The organism is Acidisphaera sp. S103 (assembly GCF_009765975.1).
Taxonomy (GTDB): Bacteria; Pseudomonadota; Alphaproteobacteria; order Acetobacterales; family Acetobacteraceae; genus Rhodopila.
The window spans coordinates 1-18,911 of sequence record NZ_LMUJ01000033.1 but is presented as its reverse complement, the minus strand read 5'-3'; the positions used below and the strand labels follow the sequence as shown (position 1 = coordinate 18,911).

At 61.7% G+C, this 18,911-nt stretch carries 25 protein-coding genes; 2 read left to right on the top strand and 23 right to left on the bottom strand.

Annotated features, from left to right (window positions below):
- The 4 genes from GSQ89_RS07730 to GSQ89_RS07715 form a co-directional block, all read right to left on the bottom strand.
- Positions 1-930 (bottom strand): UDP-glucose/GDP-mannose dehydrogenase family protein (locus tag GSQ89_RS07730; protein WP_254073115.1); only part of this gene is annotated, 930 nt, incomplete at its 3' end.
- 144 nt (positions 931-1,074) lie between these two features.
- The gene (locus GSQ89_RS07725) at positions 1,075-1,260 is read right to left on the bottom strand and encodes a hypothetical protein (protein ID WP_158923685.1); all 186 of its coding nucleotides are present in this window, start codon (positions 1,258-1,260) and stop codon (positions 1,075-1,077) included.
- 246 nt (positions 1,261-1,506) lie between these two features.
- Positions 1,507-1,734: a hypothetical protein gene (locus GSQ89_RS07720; protein WP_158923683.1), complete on the bottom strand. Its 228-nt coding sequence runs from the start codon at positions 1,732-1,734 to the stop codon at positions 1,507-1,509.
- Positions 1,735-2,132: 398 nt separating this feature from the next.
- A complete protein-coding gene (locus tag GSQ89_RS07715) occupies positions 2,133-3,365 on the bottom strand; it encodes a type IV secretory system conjugative DNA transfer family protein (RefSeq protein WP_254073118.1) in 1,233 nt (410 codons plus the stop codon).
- A gap of 36 nt (positions 3,366-3,401) precedes the next feature.
- Between GSQ89_RS07715 and GSQ89_RS39100 the strand changes: the two genes are divergently transcribed.
- Positions 3,402-3,923 carry a hypothetical protein gene (locus GSQ89_RS39100; RefSeq protein ID WP_254073120.1) on the top strand — a complete coding sequence of 174 codons (522 nt, stop codon included), beginning with the start codon at positions 3,402-3,404 and terminating at the stop codon, positions 3,921-3,923.
- A 64-nt stretch (positions 3,924-3,987) separates the two neighbouring features.
- Here GSQ89_RS39100 and virB11 read toward each other — a convergent pair whose 3' ends face one another.
- From virB11 to GSQ89_RS40015, 16 genes are all read right to left on the bottom strand, one after another.
- Positions 3,988-4,983 (bottom strand): P-type DNA transfer ATPase VirB11, encoded by a 996-nt coding sequence (gene virB11 / locus GSQ89_RS07710; protein ID WP_158923679.1) that lies wholly within the window; start codon positions 4,981-4,983, stop codon positions 3,988-3,990.
- Positions 4,980-6,038, bottom strand: coding sequence for a TrbI/VirB10 family protein (locus tag GSQ89_RS39875; protein ID WP_158923677.1), 1,059 nt, complete (start codon positions 6,036-6,038; stop codon positions 4,980-4,982). Before GSQ89_RS39875 ends, virB11 begins: the two co-directional genes overlap by 4 nt.
- Complete coding sequence (locus tag GSQ89_RS07700; protein ID WP_158923675.1) at positions 6,038-7,006, bottom strand: TrbG/VirB9 family P-type conjugative transfer protein; 969 nt, start codon at positions 7,004-7,006, stop codon at positions 6,038-6,040. Before GSQ89_RS07700 ends, GSQ89_RS39875 begins: the two co-directional genes overlap by 1 nt.
- Positions 7,006-7,746: a VirB8/TrbF family protein gene (locus tag GSQ89_RS07695; RefSeq protein ID WP_158923674.1), complete on the bottom strand. Its 741-nt coding sequence runs from the start codon at positions 7,744-7,746 to the stop codon at positions 7,006-7,008. Before GSQ89_RS07695 ends, GSQ89_RS07700 begins: the two co-directional genes overlap by 1 nt.
- Positions 7,743-7,892 (bottom strand): hypothetical protein, encoded by a 150-nt coding sequence (locus tag GSQ89_RS07690; protein WP_158923672.1) that lies wholly within the window; start codon positions 7,890-7,892, stop codon positions 7,743-7,745. Before GSQ89_RS07690 ends, GSQ89_RS07695 begins: the two co-directional genes overlap by 4 nt.
- Positions 7,892-8,896: a type IV secretion system protein gene (locus tag GSQ89_RS07685; RefSeq protein WP_158923670.1), complete on the bottom strand. Its 1,005-nt coding sequence runs from the start codon at positions 8,894-8,896 to the stop codon at positions 7,892-7,894. Before GSQ89_RS07685 ends, GSQ89_RS07690 begins: the two co-directional genes overlap by 1 nt.
- A 141-nt stretch (positions 8,897-9,037) precedes the next feature.
- Positions 9,038-9,841: a type IV secretion system protein gene (locus GSQ89_RS07680; RefSeq protein WP_158923668.1), complete on the bottom strand. Its 804-nt coding sequence runs from the start codon at positions 9,839-9,841 to the stop codon at positions 9,038-9,040.
- Positions 9,838-12,150: a hypothetical protein gene (locus GSQ89_RS07675; protein ID WP_158923666.1), complete on the bottom strand. Its 2,313-nt coding sequence runs from the start codon at positions 12,148-12,150 to the stop codon at positions 9,838-9,840. The genes GSQ89_RS07680 and GSQ89_RS07675 overlap by 4 nt, the downstream gene beginning before the upstream one ends.
- Entirely contained in the window at positions 12,143-12,481 is a 339-nt protein-coding gene (locus GSQ89_RS07670) for a VirB3 family type IV secretion system protein (RefSeq protein ID WP_158923664.1), read from the bottom strand. Before GSQ89_RS07670 ends, GSQ89_RS07675 begins: the two co-directional genes overlap by 8 nt.
- Complete coding sequence (locus GSQ89_RS07665) at positions 12,481-12,681, bottom strand: TrbC/VirB2 family protein (RefSeq protein ID WP_158923662.1); 201 nt, start codon at positions 12,679-12,681, stop codon at positions 12,481-12,483. Before GSQ89_RS07665 ends, GSQ89_RS07670 begins: the two co-directional genes overlap by 1 nt.
- 4 nt (positions 12,682-12,685) lie before the next feature.
- The gene (locus tag GSQ89_RS07660) at positions 12,686-13,129 is read right to left on the bottom strand and encodes a lytic transglycosylase domain-containing protein (RefSeq protein WP_158923660.1); all 444 of its coding nucleotides are present in this window, start codon (positions 13,127-13,129) and stop codon (positions 12,686-12,688) included.
- A gap of 187 nt (positions 13,130-13,316) precedes the next feature.
- A complete protein-coding gene (locus tag GSQ89_RS40025; protein WP_158923658.1) occupies positions 13,317-13,865 on the bottom strand; it encodes a helix-turn-helix domain-containing protein in 549 nt (182 codons plus the stop codon).
- The gene (locus GSQ89_RS07650) at positions 13,862-14,086 is read right to left on the bottom strand and encodes a hypothetical protein (RefSeq protein ID WP_158923656.1); all 225 of its coding nucleotides are present in this window, start codon (positions 14,084-14,086) and stop codon (positions 13,862-13,864) included. The genes GSQ89_RS40025 and GSQ89_RS07650 overlap by 4 nt, the downstream gene beginning before the upstream one ends.
- On the bottom strand, positions 14,083-14,295 hold the full coding sequence (locus GSQ89_RS07645) for a hypothetical protein (RefSeq protein WP_158923655.1): 213 nt from the start codon (positions 14,293-14,295) through the stop codon (positions 14,083-14,085). The genes GSQ89_RS07650 and GSQ89_RS07645 overlap by 4 nt, the downstream gene beginning before the upstream one ends.
- Before the next feature lie 371 nt (positions 14,296-14,666).
- Complete coding sequence (locus GSQ89_RS40020; protein WP_371734228.1) at positions 14,667-14,930, bottom strand: helix-turn-helix domain-containing protein; 264 nt, start codon at positions 14,928-14,930, stop codon at positions 14,667-14,669.
- Positions 14,931-15,030: 100 nt separating this feature from the next.
- Positions 15,031-15,279, bottom strand: a complete 249-nt coding sequence (locus GSQ89_RS40015; protein WP_371734229.1) for a helix-turn-helix domain-containing protein — start codon at positions 15,277-15,279, stop codon at positions 15,031-15,033.
- A gap of 529 nt (positions 15,280-15,808) precedes the next feature.
- Between GSQ89_RS40015 and GSQ89_RS07630 the strand changes: the two genes are divergently transcribed.
- Complete coding sequence (locus GSQ89_RS07630; protein WP_158923649.1) at positions 15,809-16,213, top strand: hypothetical protein; 405 nt, start codon at positions 15,809-15,811, stop codon at positions 16,211-16,213.
- On the opposite strand, the gene GSQ89_RS07625 is transcribed toward GSQ89_RS07630, so the two are convergent.
- The 3 genes from GSQ89_RS07625 to GSQ89_RS07615 all read right to left on the bottom strand — a co-directional run bounded on the left by GSQ89_RS07625 (position 16,201) and on the right by GSQ89_RS07615 (position 18,684).
- Positions 16,201-17,541 (bottom strand): tyrosine-type recombinase/integrase, encoded by a 1,341-nt coding sequence (locus tag GSQ89_RS07625; RefSeq protein ID WP_158923647.1) that lies wholly within the window; start codon positions 17,539-17,541, stop codon positions 16,201-16,203. The genes GSQ89_RS07630 and GSQ89_RS07625 overlap by 13 nt on opposite strands.
- 565 nt (positions 17,542-18,106) lie before the next feature.
- Complete coding sequence (locus GSQ89_RS07620) at positions 18,107-18,361, bottom strand: type II toxin-antitoxin system RelE/ParE family toxin (RefSeq protein WP_254073114.1); 255 nt, start codon at positions 18,359-18,361, stop codon at positions 18,107-18,109.
- Between the two features lie 35 nt (positions 18,362-18,396).
- Positions 18,397-18,684, bottom strand: coding sequence for a ribbon-helix-helix protein, CopG family (locus GSQ89_RS07615; protein WP_158923645.1), 288 nt, complete (start codon positions 18,682-18,684; stop codon positions 18,397-18,399).
- Positions 18,685-18,911 lie beyond the last annotated feature (227 nt).

The following is an 18,911-nucleotide window of genomic DNA, read 5'->3' as shown; positions in this document are numbered from 1 at the left end:
GGAACCGCCACAGGCGGCGATGACCCGCATCGCCATGCTGGATTTGCGGGCGTCGTTGACTGCGACGGTGGCCTCGACCAGGCGAGACGGGGCGCCGTAGTCCTGGGCGGTGCGGACAAGGGCCAGCGTGTCCTTGGGAAAGCACGATCCGCCGTAGCCGGGGCCGGGGTGCAGGAACTTGCGGCCGATGCGGCCGTCCAGGCCGATGCCGCGTGCCACGTCGTGCACGTCGGCGCCGACTTTCTCGCACAGATCGGCCATTTCGTTGATGAAGGTGACCTTCATCGCCAGGAAGGCGTTGGCGGCGTATTTGGTCAGTTCGGCGGTTTCGATGGCGGTGAAGACGATGGGGGCCTCGATCAGGTACAGCGGCCGGTAGAGGCGGCGCATCACCTCCCTGGCGCGATCGGATTCGGCACCGATGACCACACGGTCTGGGCGCATGAAGTCGCCGATCGCGTTGCCTTCGCGCAGGAATTCCGGGTTGGATGCGACGTCGAACCGCAGGTCCGGGCGGGTGGCGCTGACGATCTCCTGGATGCGGCGGCCGGTGCCTACGGGGACGGTGGATTTGGTGACGATCACCGCGTAGCCGGTCAGTGCCCGAGCTACTTGTTCCGCTGCCGCATAGACATAGGTCAGGTCGGCGTGGCCGTCACCGCGCCGTGTGGGCGTGCCGACGGCGATGAACACCGCCTCGGTGCCGTCGAGCGCCGCGGCCAGGTCGTTGGTGAACGCGAGCCGGCCGGCCTTGACGTTTTCCCGCACCAGTTGTTCCAGGCCGGGTTCGTAGATCGGCATCCGGCCTTCGCGCAGCGCGGCGAGCTTGACGACGTCGGTTTCCACCACCGTGACCTCGGTGCCGAATTCCGCGAAGCAGGCGCTGGACACCAGGCCGACATAGCCGCCGCCAATCATCGTTATACGCACCTGCCGGGTTCCTTGTGCCGCCGTGGGGCTGATTCAGCACAGGACGGGCGCCGTTTCCAGCGCCATTATGCACCGAAAATCCAGCCTTTCATGACGTTTGTAGTCCCCCAGCGCTCACTTGGCTCCTAAAGCGGGAAACAGAGGTCAACTCGATTCACCTGATCCGGTGGGGTTATCCACCGCGTCGCGCACGGCGATGGCCACCCCGGAAGGCACGAAAGACTTATTGACGATCTTGAGGCCGTCCGTGCAGCCGCGGCGCAGAATCGCGGCGATCATACCATAGCCCAGCGATTTCAATGCCTCGGCCGCATATGCCAAGGTGTCCACATCGTCCTCAACCAGAAGGAAGGTTTCCCTCTCCCAGGCCAGAGGCACCCCGGGGCGCAAAATCGTCGGGTCTCGATCCTCAATGCCGGTTCGTCTTCAATCGCGATTTATACAATTTGACAGCCTTCGACCAGACTGTCCGCAGCGGCCATGCGGGCTTTGCCTGCGTCCTCGCCAATCCTGCCCGCGCGCGGCCTGCCGCTTGGCCGGGCCGTCTCCGTGCCGGAGCTGAAGTGTTACGAACATTTACCCATCGGCGACAACAACAACACACCCAACCAGCTCTTGCATCTGCAGACCCAATACTCCAAGAATGGGCGTAGGCGAAGGAGGAGCTGTCTTCACCGCACAGGCATGCCACCGCCCCTGCATCATCTTACGGTCCAGGAACAGCTGCCTGGTTTCGATGGAAACCGTCGCTTGAAGCGCAATCAGGCTCTTGCCGCTGCCACCCTCGCCGACCGAGAACGCCACCGTAAATCTTGAAGGGCCATTTTGAGGCGATCAACGCACGGGTGATGTCCACAGACGCGCCCGTCGGCAACAACCGCCTCTCGACCGAACCGGCTTAACACCCGGTCCCGGGCCAGGGTTCAAATGTCGAACCTGTGTCGCACTTTATTGATTCTGGATCTAGCGCCTGAGTCGCCGCGTCATTCGTGGCGTTCCTGATGGCATGTTCGTTTGGGCGTCAGCGATGGCTTGTTTGTAACCGTTGCCGGAGGTCCTGCTGTTCTTCGTGGGAACGTCCTGCTGGACCTGCGGGACCTCCTGCTGACTGTGGCGAGCCACCTCCATTGTGACTTGCCAAAGATTCACCCGCTGCTGATCGGCGATCGCGTCGGGTTGTGAAACTACGTGCATGGACCCTCCTACGAGGTTTTGGCGAATCGATTGGCCGCCATCAGCCCGGCGAGATCCGGGTATCTGAAGAAAGGGGCCGTCACGCAGCGGATCGGATTGGCGAAGTTCCGGGCCAGGACGAACATTTCGTCCGCTGGCGCCCGCATGATCTCGTCTACTTTGACCAGCCGCCGACTGATCTCATGGATATTGACATTCGATCCGCGCGAGGCCGATCCGAGGGTAAGACCAAACGGTTTTGACTGGCCTTGATTGTCGCCTTCGCTGAAAGCCAACACGGCATGACTGCCGATGTCGCGGGAAAGTCGTTCTGCAATGTCGCCATCCTGGACAGCATTGTAGGAGCGCCATGCCGCCGAATCGCGAAGCGTCTTCGCGCCCTCCCGGCCGAATGTCTCCTCCAGCTGCGCTTCACTTTGGAATATTGCCGATATGCACCCACGATATTTTCGCGCGGTCGTATAACACAGCATGATTTCCTTCAGCGGCCCGAGGATTGCGGCTTCGTCTATCTGAAACAACACGCTGTTCGGGATCTTCCCGTCAGCACCGAAGAGCGCATTGAACAGGCTGCCGATGACCGCTCGGCCGACCGCTGGCGTCGCCAGGAGCGTCCGCAACGGGATCTGGACGAACACCACCGTGTTCGGATCCAGGATATCCATCGTCCTCATCGCATCACCGGACACGACGGAGGCATAGCTGGCCACGCCGAGCCAGTCCGTCCCCGCCTTGGCATTGGCGACGATACCAGAGAACGTCTCCGGCGCCCCCATCGCCATAAGTCCACCCGCGATGCCCCGCGCCATGCTGCTCGGCGATCCGGCATGGATACCCGCCAACAAGGTCTTCAGATCCGCCTCAGGAAGCGCGATTCCTTCGCGCAGCAGCGCGAGCGTCTTCGGGCCACTCGATTGATACATCAAGTGCGCCAAAAGGCAGGACACCAGCGAGCGCCCTTGAAGTTCCCAGAACGGATCGACATTGCCACGTGCGCCGCTTCGCCCGGCCCCGCCCGAATTCCACACATGGTCGACCACGGTACGGATGTGCGCGTCGCACTCGCCATCGGCTGGGTCGAGCCAGTCCAACGCATTCAGCCCGTTCCCATCCAGCCCGATCGACACCACGTTGCAGCCGTCGTCTTGCAGAGCCGCCGTCATCATTGGGCCGATCTCACAGGACGGATCGAACACGACGCGCGGACCGTTCCAGCGCCAGATGCGATGGACCGCCGTCATCGTCTTGTGCCCGCCTGGCCCGGCAAAGATCAGGCTATGACCAGGGCCGGCGTTGACATCATCGAACAACAACCTCGCTTTCGGGCCTCGGTCCACCGCACCGATCAGACAGCCCGGCGCGCTGAACCGCTCGGCGATCTGCCTTTTACCCGCCCAGGCCGCATGTCCGTGGTTGTCGGTTGTGCCCCGCTCCACCGCGCTCGTGGTGTCACACCCTGGCACCAAGCGGCGACGCTGCCGGTGGCGCCAACGCAGGCAGACAAAAAGGACGAAGAGAAGCATGCCGACGATGACGGTTGGCAGGATGGTGCTCACCGCGACCAGAAGCGTCGCATACCAGTTTGCCCCGAACCAGAGCGGTGCCAGCATCCACCACTGGTTGAATGGCCAGACGAAGAGATCATGCCGCTGGATCGCCCAGCACAACGACATCGACGCCAAGGCCGTCCAGCCCATGCCCGCCACCGCCAGCGACAGGATGATGACGGCCGCACGCTTCATTGGGCCACCGATGTCGGCGGCAAGTCATACGGCATCTCGCCGATACCGCCGGACTGAAGCGACTGCGCGCTGGCAGGATTGGCCAGCCACGCAAGGGCCGCCGCTGTTGCGATCATGCATTTCATGCCGCCAACGCCACTTTTTCCGCCGCCCTGAACCACACACTCGGGACCGAAAACCCGCCTTCGTCACGCCGACAGAACGCAACAACGTCGATGAAAGAGCGGAGAATGGTGTCCAACTTGTCATCGGGGATTTCCCGGCCTGCCCGGTTCTGCTTCGCCATCAAGGCCAGTGGCGTGAACGGGTCTCCGTCCTCGGCATGCCACGTCGTCAAGCCGCCTGGATGCCCGGCCGCGAGCAGCCGGACGTAGGCGAATGCCTCGGCGCCCCGTAGCTCCTGCATGGCCACGCGATCCGGCCGCATACGGAGACTGGTCTCGACCAGATGCTCAGCGGTCACATTCGCCGATCCGTAGAACAGCGCCACGCGATTCATGATCGGCAGCGGTCCGAATTCGTCAGTGTCTTCGATCGTGATGACCCGCTCCTCCGGCGGGATCGCCTGCATCAGCCGCCGCAGCAGGGTCGTCTTGCCCGACCCGGTTGAGCCCGTCGCAGCGATCGTTTTATGACTGCGCACCGCCAGGTCAAAAAACGCTGACCAGTCCTTGCTCTGGTAGAGACTGATCAATCGGTCATCTGTTGCGCTATGGCCGCGCTTGTGGTTCTCCGCGGCCCTCATCAAGTCGGTAAAGCTGGCATCGTGGATCGTATGCACCGCCTTGGACGGGATGCGGATCGTCATCGATATAGTGCCAGGGGACGTGACCGGCGGCCGAACGATGGTGCATCGCTGTCCGTCCGGCAGGGTCGTCATGCAGATGGGATGCGCCGGATCAAACGGCTTTGACAGCAGCGAACCGGCCAGAATGCCAATCGCGTCCAGCCGCTGCAGATCGAATTCCGCCACGCCATCGCGCCATTCCCACCGTCCTCCGCACTCGATCCCCACTTCATGTGGTCGCTGGATGACGATTTCAGTGATGGCCGGATCAGCCAGCAGATCCTGGATTGGCTCCAACAGGTGGCGCAGCGTCCGTTCGCCATGTCTCATGGATGGTTTCCTACAGTGCGAATTCGATAGCTGGCCGAGAAATCAACCGGTTGATCTATAAACAAGGCGATCGTCTCACCCTGATGCTTGGAAAATGTGGGCGGGATGTTGACTTGTGCCTGCAGGATTTGCTGGGCGAGACCCCCGACGCCACCACCGCTGTTGAGGTCCAGATACGTGTTGCCACCCTTGCTGACATCGGCCTGCAACACACCCATTGCGCTTTCGCCCAGAGACAGCAGGATCGCGACGCCGAATCGTTGGGCGAAATGGTTGTCGATCGCCCCATCCAGGCCGGTCCGGCCAAGATCGTCCGACAGCGGCGCGCCGGACAGCGGTACGAATATGCCGTGCGGGGTCACCGCATAGATCGATGTCGCCAGCAACCGGTTGCTGCCGCTCTTGCCGATCGATTCATACCGACCGATGACCTGCGTCCCGGCTTCCAGCAACAGAACACCCTTGCGCGAGTAAACGGGGCCAGGGGTATGCGCCAAGATGGGACCGGGCAAATCGCTCTCTATGGCGGTGTCGAGAACCAAGGGCAGCAATCCCGGCATCAAAAGATAGGTGTCGTCGATCGCGGGCGACGCCTTCGTGCCGGGAAGCCGCGCTGTCTTGAAATCGACCCCCGTCTCCGGCACCTCAGCGGGTGGGGCGGCAGGCTTCGGCCCGTCGGAATGCGGGACCGCGAAAGACAGCATGACCGGCCGGAGCGGCTCCGGCGCCCTTGGACCGGACAACGTGGGCAGAGGCGGCATGATAGGCGCAGGCGGGACGGCTGCAACTTCTGGCTCAGGGGTTGGAACTGGCCCCGCTGCCTTGACTGGCGCAGGTGGCACCGCTTCGGCCTTGGTCGCCTGATAGGGCACCACGACGCCAATATAATTGTCCGTCGCCTTCGCCTCGTCTGGCTTTGGCGGGGCTTTGCCGCGCGTGAAGAGGAACCCCAACACCACCAGGGCGACGACCGCGGCGAGTTGGACCCTGCCGCGTCTCCACAGCGGGGTTGGCTCAATCTCGTCATTCTCGTCTGGGTCAGACCGGGGTGCCATCATTGCTTCGCCTGGATCAGATCGCGTTGCACCGTCGGCGAAATTGTTCCCGTGTCCGGCGGCGATCCGGCCCGGCCAAAGTGGTCGTTGACGATGTCCAGGACGTCCGGGCCGAGGCGAAGACGGAAACGCCGGGCGATCTCCTCGACCACCACGAAATCACCGGACGCATGTTGCCGGGTAAGCCGTTCGTGGTCGTCGCCGGTGACCACATAGACCGCCGGCTTCTGCGACAGGCCAGGGAACCGCATCAGGGTCCATTGGCCATTGTCCATCGGACAGCGGGGCGTGATCGCGACGTCTTTTTTGCCCTGAGCATGGTAGCCACATCCGCCCGGCATCGTGTTGAACGCATCCGTGTGAAGCCGCTCCTCCGCTTGCGCCTGCCGACGCTTCCTGGCCGCCAACCCGGTCTTCCGAAGGTGGACGGTCGCAGATGCTGTCGTGATCTTGGCCAAGTCCGAGGCCTGCGACAGGATTGTTGCGGATGGGGACGGAGGGATGCCCTCACCCTTGAAAATAAGGTTCAGGACGATGCCGGGCGCCTCATCCGCACCCGGGCCGTCAGGCTTGGCCACCAGGTGGAACGGATAGACCCGCTGGACGCCCTCGGCCGACATGGTGATGACGCTCATCGTGCTTTCGCCCGGGCGGGACGGCCACAAGGGCAGGACGTTGCCAAGCGGCGTTTCCTTGACATCGGCCGCCGATGGCCCTTGCCATCCGGCATCCTGGATCGTGCCGTCCGCTGACGTCTTCCCACTCTGGACGATCCGATAGACGCTTTCGCCTTTTGGGAAGGTGATTGTCGTTGGTTCGCCAACAAGCCCGACAACCTCGGTTCGCCGAAGTGGCGAGTAGGCAACGACGCGAATACCCGTCGATGCCGCTGTTTCATCCGCCGAGGCTGGCTGGTAGAGCGGACCGAGCGGGACAGAGGCCAGCAGAACGGCCGTGAGAATGCGCATTATTGCCTCCGTGTGTCGGGGGTGTCGGACCTGGCGCTGTATGCGATCGCCTGGAAGCCTCCAGCATTGATGGTGCGGTCAGCCGGCAGCATCGGCAGCGTGGGATGCCATTGGAAATCGACCGTGGCGGACCATGGCTGCGTTGGGTCCTTGTTGGCGCCGCGCCAGACGGTGCGGTCGAACTGGACCAGATAGGACCGCGCTATCCCGTCCTTGCCGATCGCCAGCGGATGAAACCGGAAATTCCCGACCGTGATATGCCCGTCTTTGGCCAGCACCCTCGCCGGGCTGCTGGCGGCATTGCGGGCGTCCGCAATCCGCGCCTGTTCGGCTGGCGAGGACATGATCTTGGCGATGTGGTCGTTCTGCTCATCCAGCTCGGGCACCCAGCCTTCGCGGGCCTCGATGTAGCGACGGAGGTATTGCTGCTCGACCGCGGCACCGAAGAGCTTGGGTGCGTCTTGAAGGCCGACGGGCTGGCTGATGATGCCGGTCGACTTGTCCACCAGGTAAAATTTCACTTCGGTCGTCTTCAGCGGCAGGATCGTCATCCATCCGAAGATCGATGCGGCGAAGGTTATCACGCCAATCGAACCGATCACCCAACCCGTTACAATCGCCGAGCGGCCGAGGATGACACGCTCGGCGGACAGGTCCATGACGGCACGGAATTTCGCCGATTTTGTCGCATCGGTCAGAGGCTTGGCCGTCCATGGACTTATCTTGCTGATCCCGCTCACCGCGGCAGTGCTCCATATTCGAGATGATCGGGCGTCAGCGGCCAGGTCGGATCGTCCTTGCTGACCGTGGGGAGGCGCTTGTCCTGGATGTTGCCGCAAGCGGACAACAGGAATAGCGCGAACGCGAACAATATCCAGCGTGACATCAGAGTGTGCCTCCAGAGAGAGATCGACCGGCCGGGCTGGTCGCGCGCGCGACCGCCCCAGCTCCGATTTGCCGGGCTGCATTCGTTCCAACGGCGCCGGCGGCCCCTCTAGCGCCGCCAACCGCCGCTGCGCCCACGACGGTCGCAAGTCCGAACGTGGCCGAATGAGCGCCCTGGCTGCCGTGATAGACGCCGCCGGCGATTGCATGGGCAATGTCCGGAATTCGCTTCACGACCGCGCAGCAGAGCACCATCAGCAAGGCGCACTGGGCGAGGCCCCAGATCATGGCGATGGCGTTCGAACCACTGGCCGCGCTCGTCACGACGACCTGCTGGATCATCGTGATTTCGGACCGCGACACGAGTTGGATCACGGCCAGCACCAGCAACTGCGTGGTGCATCCGCCGACCAGGACAGCCAGCCAACCGGAGGTGAATTTGCGCGCAAATGGCAGCACACCGAGGGCCAGAAATACCGGGCCGATCAGGATGGCCGCAACGTTGACGATCGCCGAGATCATGTAGACCGCGAACGTATAGCCGACGGCGGCGAGATCGATGACCAGGAACACCAGGTCAAAAATCGCCAGCGGTATTGTCTTCAGGCTGTAGCTTGGTAACGCCTCATAGACCTTGAACGCAGAGGTGACGCTATTGTTGAGAACAGTATCGAGTACCGCGACCGGCGAAGTGTCCCCGCCAAGCGCTGAGCCGACCGTGTTCGGGACCGCCTGTAGAAAGAAGGTCGAAATGTATTGCCCGTACTGGCCAGCCTGAAGCGCACCGATCACCATGCCAGCGATGAAGAAATCTTTCATCGCCGCCTGGACGGTCTTGGTACTGTTCGCGATGTCGAAACCGACGAATCCAAGCCATACCGTCACCATCGCCAGCGCGACAGGCTGCATGGCGGCGCAAACGGCGCCGATCATGCCCTGCATCTGGTTCATGACCGGCTGGATGATGGTCGCGTAGATCCCCGCGAAGAGCGCCCAATTAGCCATCGATTACCGAACGCGCACGAAGAACAGGCAGTAGAACATGGCGACAAGCGCTACAAAGCCGACTGATATTGGGCCATGTTGAAATGCATAGAGAGCCACCAGAAGCATGATCAGGGCAACAGCCATGGAAATTGGAAATCCTCACGGGTTTGGCGTCGGTGAACTCGCCAGGAAGCCTTCGATATCCTGGTCCAGACGTTCGTTGTCTCGTTGCACAATGCTATCTTTCTGCGCTTGATAGGTCGCCGATACGGCTTGGAGCTGTGCGGCCTCGTTCACGTTCCACGCGGTTTCAATCTGAATCTGGCCGGTCGCATCGAGGACACTCTTTGTGTCCGTCGCGCCGAGCAGGTTGTCCCGCAGCGGCTGAAGGGCTGCCTGATGCGTACGGAGATCCGCATAGGCGCCCTGGGTGGCGCCTTGCTCACCAGCGATACCAGCCCCACGTGCGATAAGCTGCTGGGACGCCCACGATCCGTCTGTAGGCGTATAGATGTGCGCCGTCGTGTACGCGCTGTTGGCGAGCCCGTTCAGCGATCCAAGGATACCACTGATCGCGCCGAGGTTGAACCCGCCGTTCCCCATGTTCTGAAAGCCGTTGACCAGACTGAGAATAGCGTAGGGGCTGACCGGCATCTGATTCCTCAGACCAGCACCCATCAGGACGCCAAGCGCCGCTCCGAGCGACGGATTGTGGGAGAAATTCTCGAAAAGTTGTATTTCCTGCGCGTACTGCTGCAATTGCGTCGTGTATTGTGATACTTGTTTTGCATACTTCTCGGCCTGCAACGCATAGGCTTTGGCCTCATCAGCAAGCTGGGAGACCCATTCACCGAGCGCGGCCGTATCGATCACGGGTATCTCGGCATTCGCGCCGCGATCGACGGCAACCAGTAACGTGATCCCGGCGATGATTCCGAGCAGGATACATTTGGTCTTCGTCATGCCGCGCTCTCCCTTCCAATGGCGCTACCGATAATCGGAGCGGCAAGCCGTAGGTCCGCGCGCCGGATATCGTCTTCACGGGCCGACAAAACCCGGACGTATTCGGGCATGCCGCCAAGCGGGAGTTGCGCCACAACCGCCTTCGTGCCCTGGACGATCAGGAACATCCCCGTCCCACCCTGAAGGCTACGCAGCGCCTCGAACTGGCCCTCACTGATCTTCAGGCCCGCGACATAGTCCTCACGCGTGCCCCTGGGGTTCGCGCCATGAATTTGGGACGGACACATTTCGACCAAGATCCGAACAACGCCGCTGTCGATGATGTCGCGGGGCGATTGGGTGATGAACACCACCGCACCGCCTTTGCTGCGGATCGTCCGCAACTGCCGTTCGATGTTTGCCCGGAAGGTTTCATCGAGGAGCGCCCGCCAGCCCTCATCCATGGGCAGCAGCAACGGAGAGCCATCCAGCAGTGCCGCAATGCGATAAAACAGATACGCCATGGCTGGGCCGCGCGCCCTGGGGTTGTCCAGCAGTGCCGTGGTGTCCAATCCGGACAGATGGCCAAACCGGACAGTGTCGACCGGCGCGTCGATCACCCATCCCAGCTCATTGCCATAAATCCACTTTTCGAGGCGGACGCCCGCCCCTTCGGCCGCGTCATCGAAGAATGCCCGCAGCTCGCCGATGCCACGACTTTCCGGTGGCAGCGTCATGATCGATGACAGCCCGACTGCCAGTCGTCGGCCCTCTTCCTCGGTCATCATTCCGCCGATGCAGCCGCGCAGCAGATCGGTCAGGAATTCGAGGTTTCTTGGGGACGCGTCCAATGCCTTCAGCGGTGCGAAATGCGGTTCGCCAGCCCCCAGGACAGCATAGTCGCCACCCATGCGACGGATCAGGAGATCCCATCCGCGCTTGTGGTCCAAAGCCACGATGCGAGCCCGCCCCGCCGTCATGGCCAGCAGGAAGGCTACCAGGGTGGTCTTTCCGGCTCCGGTGGCGCCCGTCATCACCGTATTCCCGACATCGCTGCCGGGTGGCTGCCAGTGGAAGGCGAACGATGTCCCGGCCAATGTGCGGAATGTCGCGATCGGGCCGCCCCAATGACCCCGATCGTTGCCGGCTGGCCAGTTGTAGAGCGGTGCGAACGCCACGAAGTTGCTGGACTTCACAAAGCCCGGGCGGGGCCGCCAAGCGCCGCCGCCAGGCGCCATGCTCAGGAACGCCGCCTGCAGCGCTTTCGTCATCCGCGTCGCGACAAGACCGCACGCCGCAAGATCGCGCCAGGCCGCGTTGCCAACCTCATTCATCGCGCGGGGATTGTCCGCGAAGGCAATCAGCACCAGCGAGTGGTCGCCCAGGACCCATTTGCGCGAGATCAGCTCATCAGCCGCATCGGTCAGTCCGGCGATCTGGCTCACCCCCTTGTCGCCCGCCACCACCATGCGGTTTTGCTTCCGGGTGACCGCGGTCATGCCCGCCGCATTCGACAGGAACCGGAAAGACTGCATCAGCGTCAGCCGGTAGGGTGCCATGCCCAGGCCGTGGAACATCCCAGGCCAGGTCGTCGCCGGATGTTCCTTGAAGGCATATATCTCGGCGAAGGTCGGATCGCCCGCGCCGTGGAACTCCACACGCTTGCGCCTGAACCGGATGGCCTCGGAAAACATGGCATGGCTCAGCCGGCCCGTGCTGGCCGGGATCTGTCGCCATTTGCCGGTCATGGCGAGGACAATGGCCTCGGCGATCTCGGAAAAGATCACGTGGCCACGCTTGACATAGCCAAGCCGCCGGAGGCCGAAGACCCCGAGTTGCGTTTGAAGCAGCTGGCAGATCTCGTTCAGCCGCGTCATGCGCTCAGTGATCCCCGCCCGGGGATCGGCGGCGGCATCAGCGAAAAACTTTAGAATGCCTTGCGCGGCCGCGTTCGGCGCGTGGATCGTGATCGCCAGGAACAGCTTGTTCGAATAGAGCGATCCACGAAACAGGTTCTCTCGGTACGCAGCGGCGAGAGCGCGGGCAAACTCCGATGTGTGCGGACCGTCCTGACAGACGGATGGCTCAGCGTCGCCCCGGCATTGATAGACGGTAAGCTCGATATCCTCGGCCGCGACATTGCGCAGCGCGTTATGGAGTCGGTCGAACCAGCTCGCTGCGTCTGCCGCATCGGCCGTATCCGGAAACACCCCGCCGACAGCGAACATGGCGGTGACGCCCTGGTCGTGCATCAGGACGACATCGTTGCTGATGTGGGCCACCAGTGGGATCTTGTCGCCGATCAGGGCTTCGTGGACCTGGCTAACCACTGCTGGAGCACTCCCGCGCCGTCCGTGCCGCCTGGGTTGGCAGGCTTTCCAGCGTTGTGCGCCCGGTTCCGGTCGTCAGCGCCCAGAGCCGGATTGTCCGAAACCAGTGATAGTCCCAGCTTGTCAGTCGCTGCATGGCGAGGTGGATCGGGATCGCCGCCAGCCAGAACATGAACGGTGAGCGCCAGAGCGTCGGCGCCTGGAATTCGATGCCGCCGAAGAACGTGACAAACACATTCAACGCCAGTCCCTCGAAGGGCACGCCCCATACGAGCGTTGGACGGGTCAGGGCGAGATACAGGATCTCGCCCCTGTCGTGGTCGTGGGACATTAGCCGCCCATAAATGTCTGGACGGCCCAGGCCGACGACATCAGCACGCCACCGCCAGCAATGGCCGACCAGAAGTGACCCCAGTGCCCGTGGAGCGCTGCCCGCCCGCCTGCCACCGCAATAGCGATCGTGCAAAGCAGAATACCGAACTGCGATGTGATGAACTGACTGATATTTTGTGCGATCGTGAGCCAAGACATGGATTTACTTCCTTTCGACAGTGAACGCGATTTCGCGGTCAGTCCGCGATGGCTTTGTGAACGGATTGGACGGGATCGGCGGAGTAGGCCGCACTGACGCCGGACCGCTGGCCTGGGGGATGCCAGCCAGGACAGAGGCCGCGTAGATCATTTTGGAGACATCGGAGCCGTTGCCGTTGTAGCGTGCCAGGAGCACCCGAACGCCGCCGCGTAGGTTGGTGCAGGGGTCAAGGGCCTGCCGCAGCGAATGGATGCCTAACCACCCCCAGTTCGAGGAATTCACCTGGGCCAAGCCGGCGTCGATGGTGCCGTTGGCGTCGTGGTTGATCGCAGCGGTGTTCAGCCCCGACTCATGCCGTGCGATGCCCACGATGACGGGAACCACCGGTCGTGGAATGTTGCAGGACAAGGCCAGCGCGATCGCCGCCGGGACAGTGAGAATAGTCATATTCCCCGGCTCCTGATCGCCCGGCCGATGCACAGACAGACCTCAGGCCCAACCGCGAACCATCTATCCGCAAAGAGGAAGGGCGCCACCATGGGCGGCCACACAGCCCAAATGATTAGCAACGCGAGCGGGGTGCAGTACGCCGCCGTCACGACCCAAGCCGCGGCGTTTACCTGGGTGCTCGATGTCATGTTAAGATGCTCCTTCCCTTCCGAAGCATCGCCTCTACAACTGCCCTACGACTGGCCAGGGCGGCGACGGCCGCTGCGACCTCCGTTGGCGTCGACTCCGCTTTCGGATCCGCAATCGCGTTTACTTGTCGGCCTATACTTCTATTTGTAGGGTTGGTTGGTCTGCCAACGTGGCATTCGGTAGGATTAGGCACGCTGGGCGACAGTAAATAGGCATTGCTGGACTGCTCAACGCGCCAACCTTCTCTGACAAGCCGACGAACCCACGTGCACAGACCAAGCTGCTTCAAGGTCGCCAGCGCGCGCCGAACTGTCCGCACCGCGCAGCCCGCGTCAGCCGCGAGGGTGTCGTGGGATGGGTCACACTGACCATCGGCGCCAAGGCGCTTCAGGAGGGCCTCTGCTACCCATTGCGCCTTGGCGGAAAGCCGCCCACCTCGAGCATGTGCTCGGGCCAGAAAGCGAAACCGCGCCCGCTGCTCACGGTCGAGAGATCGACGGGGGCCAGGGCCGAAGATCGAATCATTGCGCCATCTGCGGGTCATGGCGATGCCACAGCTGCGATAACCCACAACAGGGCGCCGCCCAGGCCGGCCGCGCAGAAAGCCGCAGACGCATGCAGGAAACGCCTCGACAACAAGCGGCTGCGCCGCTGGACGGCGACCGGCACCAACAGGGGCGGCATGGGGATCGAAATCCCGTCGTCATGGGTGGGATCACCGGCAAAAAGCCACTGGATCGGGGCCAGTTTGGTGGGGGCGCTCACGCCTCCACCTCGTGCAAACCTGCGGGGACCATCTCAATGGCTCGCTGAAGCTGCGCGACCAACGCGCCGGCTTCGCCAAGCGTGAACTTCCCCATCCCATGCCCGGCGATCTGACCGGACATGGTAAAAATATCCAGCTCAACGGAGCTATCCCGGTTGGCCGTGACCTGCACGACGTTGCCGGCCGCTGTGGTGAAAATCTTGATCACGTCACCGCCCCCCGCTGCGCGGGGCATCGCTGTAGGTGGCGGGCGACCAAAGGGCGGTTTGTCTGGGGTCATCGATCGCGAGAACGGCCGAGATCGCGTCGCCCAAAACCATTTCGAGGCGGATCGCGTCGTCCAAACTCAGAGCGGCCGTCGCATGAGACAGGTGCCGATGGCCGGATACGTCATAGCTTGTTGCCTGGAGGTCCACGAGCAGATCGCGGGTTGATGCGACCAACTGGATCTCAGCGGTTGGAGTCGCTATGGAAAACAGCCCTCCGCTCGCCTTATATGGGTTCAGCCTCGACATGGAGTGCTTTCCTGTGTCTTGGGGTTAGGTCGGTTGGGGCGTTCGCAGCGCCCCTTCCGACTGTTTATCCGGCGTCGCCACCGGATAAGGTTCGGTATGGCTGCAACATCGCTGGCACCGGTATCCCAAGCACTTGCGAGACCTTAGCCATCGTCAAAAGTGTCAGATTCCGCTGCCCTAGTTCGATTACCGAAATCATCTTCTGATCGAGGCCCACGCGTTCCGCGAAGTCGCGCTGCGACAGATCCATGTCCTGACGCGCTCGCCTGGAATGCCGACCGAACGCTGCCCTTAACTCGGCCGCGTATGTCTCTACGTCTTTGCCCATCAGAGGAGAGCTCTCACGTTGACCCCTTGATCATCATCTAAATGATCACCTATATACCATCATAACGGATGTCAAGAAGGACTATGAGGCGTGATAGATTTTATCGACGGCGAGGACGGGGGGTCAGAAGCTCTAGAGCGGTCCGGTCGACATGTGGCGCTAGCGCCTCGATCGTGGCCAAGGTCGCGTTTCCGCCCTGCTCGATTAGACTGATGTGCTTCTGCGATATACCGGAAAGCTGCGCCAGCTCACGCTGCGACAATCGCAGTTCCGTCCGCGCGAGTCGCAAGTTGTCCCCGAAGGTTCGCGCCAGTTCACCAGGCGCGACGGGTTCGACCGAGCGACGCATAGGCGCGGCCGCGACGGCGCCTACACGCGGCGTCAACCTAACACGAGCCAGCTCCGCCTGCAGCCGTTCATTTTCCGCGCGGACTTCGTCCAGACGCTGCACCGCATCCGGTTCCGGCGTACTCCTCTGGGTTCTGCTGGGCTTCGGAGGCTTATCGTCACTCATTCGCGGAGTGTACTAAACCAGTGAGCAACCGCAAACCCCTCCCGTCTAAACACGTCAATCTGACGAATGGCCGCCTTCTTGGGCGAGATCGTCAAGGTCAAGGTGGCTCGTTGATCACCTGGACGCGGGTCGTCACGTGTTGCCTCCAATACCGGATCAACGGCAGCTCGCCATTTTTTGAATCTCGTCTGACGACAAGGTTTGTCTCCAATGACTGATCGAGCCCCGACGTCGGATGAAGCAATCGGCATGGTCTGGTGGAACAACCTGACCGAGGCTGACTGCGCTCTCTGGCTGCGCGTCGCCGGTTCGGCGGTGCCGGCAGATGCTTGGAAGGCTTATCGACATAGTTCAGAGATGAGCCGTGGCTGACTCGACGCCGACAACATGCGCTTGCCGGCAGAAAACCGAGGTATCAGGCGCATTGACTCGCTGCACCGCATGCGGCGCTGAATGGCGGCCTGGCCGAAACGACGCTGCCACCCCCAGGTCCAAGATACTACAAGGCGTTGTTGACTACGCTGCCGTCACGCACCCGCTGCGCGCCTTCGCCACGGACAAGGGGCTTTACGCGGTTTTCTTGAAGGGCGGAAAGTGGTTGTTCGGCACGACGCCGCCGAGAATGTTCTCAAAGGACCGACGGCCGGTGCCGCTTCAACCGGTGGCCGCAGGGTCGGTGGTCCGCATCAGCGTGGACGACGACAATTGGATGCAGGCGGTGCAGATTATCGAACTGGCCGATGATTGCCCCTTCGATCAGGTGGCGTAGACGATAGCCTTTTCCAGCCATTTTGCCCTCTGATCGATGGGCGTGAGGCCTGAATATAGGCCGAACGTTATGTCGAGCTTCTTGTGGCCTATGATGTCCTTGGCCACGCCCTCCGGGCACTCAGCCGTTTCCAGCATGTGGGTCACGGTTCGGCGTATCGAGTGAAAATTATGCTCTTCTCCGAAACCCAACCGGCTCTTTAGCAACGAAAAATCCTTCCCCAGCAGCGTTCCCCTGATCCCGTATTGGTTGTCGGCCTCGCTAGGTATCAAATACCCATCGGCGTCGGGTCGCTCCACCAAGCGGTCAATCAGAGGCGCCAGGGCTGCGTGTATCGGAACGTCCCGATCCCCGGCATCGGTCTTGCCCGTGGTGTGCATGAAGCGAACGCCGGTATCCGGGTCCACCTTGATGTCTGACACCTTCAAGCAGGCGATGCCTTCCCGCCGGCCGCCTGTGTAGGCCGCAATCTTGATCATGTTTGCCAGAGGTTCGTTGCCGCCGGTCTCGGCCGCTCGCCACAGGCGCACCACATCTTTCGGCAGATACCGCGCCAATTTGATGCTGACGTGACCGGTACGGTTCCTGACGTCGAGCTCATTGAAAATCTTCCGACCCCGCTCCACGGCGCCTCGCAGGCTCATATACCCCCAATAATTCCTCAGACCGCTCAGCTTCTTGTTGACGGTTTTCGCGTCAAGGCTATCGTCCTCATCCGCGCTGAATAGGCCATCGACCCAGTACTGGACGTCCGCCTGCGTCAGATCCTCGATCGGGCGGGCTACCCTGGCCGCGAACTCGCGAATCGCAGACTCGTATTCATCGCGCGTTTTCGGGCTGACCGTGACCGCAGCTTTCCAGGGTTCCAGATGCTCCAGGAACGGAGTGGCTTTGCCGGTGATAATCCGCACTCGACGGGCCACGTGTGTATCTTCGTTCGGGAACGCGACGTGGTTCTGAGGCAACAGCTCCGCAGCGTAGGCGTGCAACTCACGCCCCGTCTCCCGTAGGACGAATTTCACGACCTCGTCGAGCTTGAAGCGCTCGGCATCCGGCCCGCTCAGTTCGCGAAACCGCGCTGCCAAGGCTTCAGCCCGCATTTCGACTGGCGGCGCGGCGCCGGCCCGCGCATCGGCGATCGTCTGCTTGATCGCCGCAATGATCGGCGCGGCGACAAGCACGGCGCGATGGATGTCGGTCTCTTTCGTCGTCACCTTGTAGATGGATTTGTTCAACATGCCCCGGACGTCGGCGGGCACGACAATGCGAACAAACCAGACACGACGTTGCTGGATTAAATGAGGGTAATTCGGCACGTAAGCAAGCACCCAATGCGACCTGATGCCCCAACTAAGCATTGGTCAAAACGTTGGTCAAATCTCGCCGCGAGTCACCTTTTAACACATTGATATATAGTGATTTATGAAAGATGGCGTCCCGCAGGGAATCCGACATATGCCGACGCGATCCTGGATCGCCTCGTCAACAACGCGTATCGCCTCGAACTCAAGGCAAGTCGATGCGCGGCAACGGCGCCCGTCGGGCGGCGGCGGATCTGGCTGCGGATGAAATAGGCGCACAAAGTAAATATCTTAGGATATTTATCCACATTATTCACCTAATACACAGGTGGCAAAAATCACGACATCGACCACAGCAAGAGTATTCTAGTTGACGAATTCTCTTCTTGCCAGATAAAGTTGTTCGTCAACGGCAGTCCCGCCTCGCCTAACGGCTCGGTACCTGCGGCCAGCGGTGGCGGTTTCGACCGGCCTCAGGTGGCGAATTCGCCGGCCCGCGCAGGCGGACAAGGCCTACCACGCGGACAAGCGGGTGATCGAGCTGTCGCGATCCCCGTTTTGCCGCGAGAAACCGGGACGGGTAGTTGGTCGCTCATGTGAAAGCCCCGCGTTCGGCCAGTGCAGCGATATCTCGCGCGCCGTGAATGACGCGGACGATCACGACCGCCTCGGGTTGCGGTAGGTAGTAGATGGCGTAGGGGCTGTGGAACGTCACACGAAGGCCAGGGGCAAGCTGGTCACGCGCGGGACCGGAGAACGGAAAATACCGCAGGGGCTCGAAGGTCTTCTGGACCGCATCGACGAAGCGGGTTGCGATCGCCTCCGATGCTTCGAATGCGAGCGTCACCCAAATTTCGGCGAGATCGGATTCGGCCGCCTCGGTTAAGCGGAGGGGGAGCGGCCGGCTAATAGCTTCCTCCCTCGTTCGATAATCCGCGTCTTGTCAAAGTCCTGCACACGACCTTCAGCTAGGTCCGTCAGGCCTCGGTCGATGTCGGCCTTGAGAGATGCGAGTTCCTGAAGCTGGAGCGCACGCTTCATCTTCCAGTCGCGTAGTGCCTCACGCACAACTTCGCTGTTCGAAGCGTAGTCGCCGCCCTCGACCGCGCCTTTGACGACGGCGGCCATATCGGACGGCAAGGTGATCGTCAGTCGCTCGATCTCGGCCATGGCTGTCCTCCTGCAAAAGTTATCTGCATACTATATCATACTTTTGAGTATTTTCAACCGACCCCCGCCCTGAAATTGAGCCGATACCACCCATGATAAAGGACGTTGATCGGGATAGGGGGACGCCTCACTGCAGATTCCAATCCATCGCGGCCACCTGTTACGATTTGATCGCGGCCAGGCTACCGATTTGATGGCGGCCACCATTCCAATCTGATCCCGGCCAC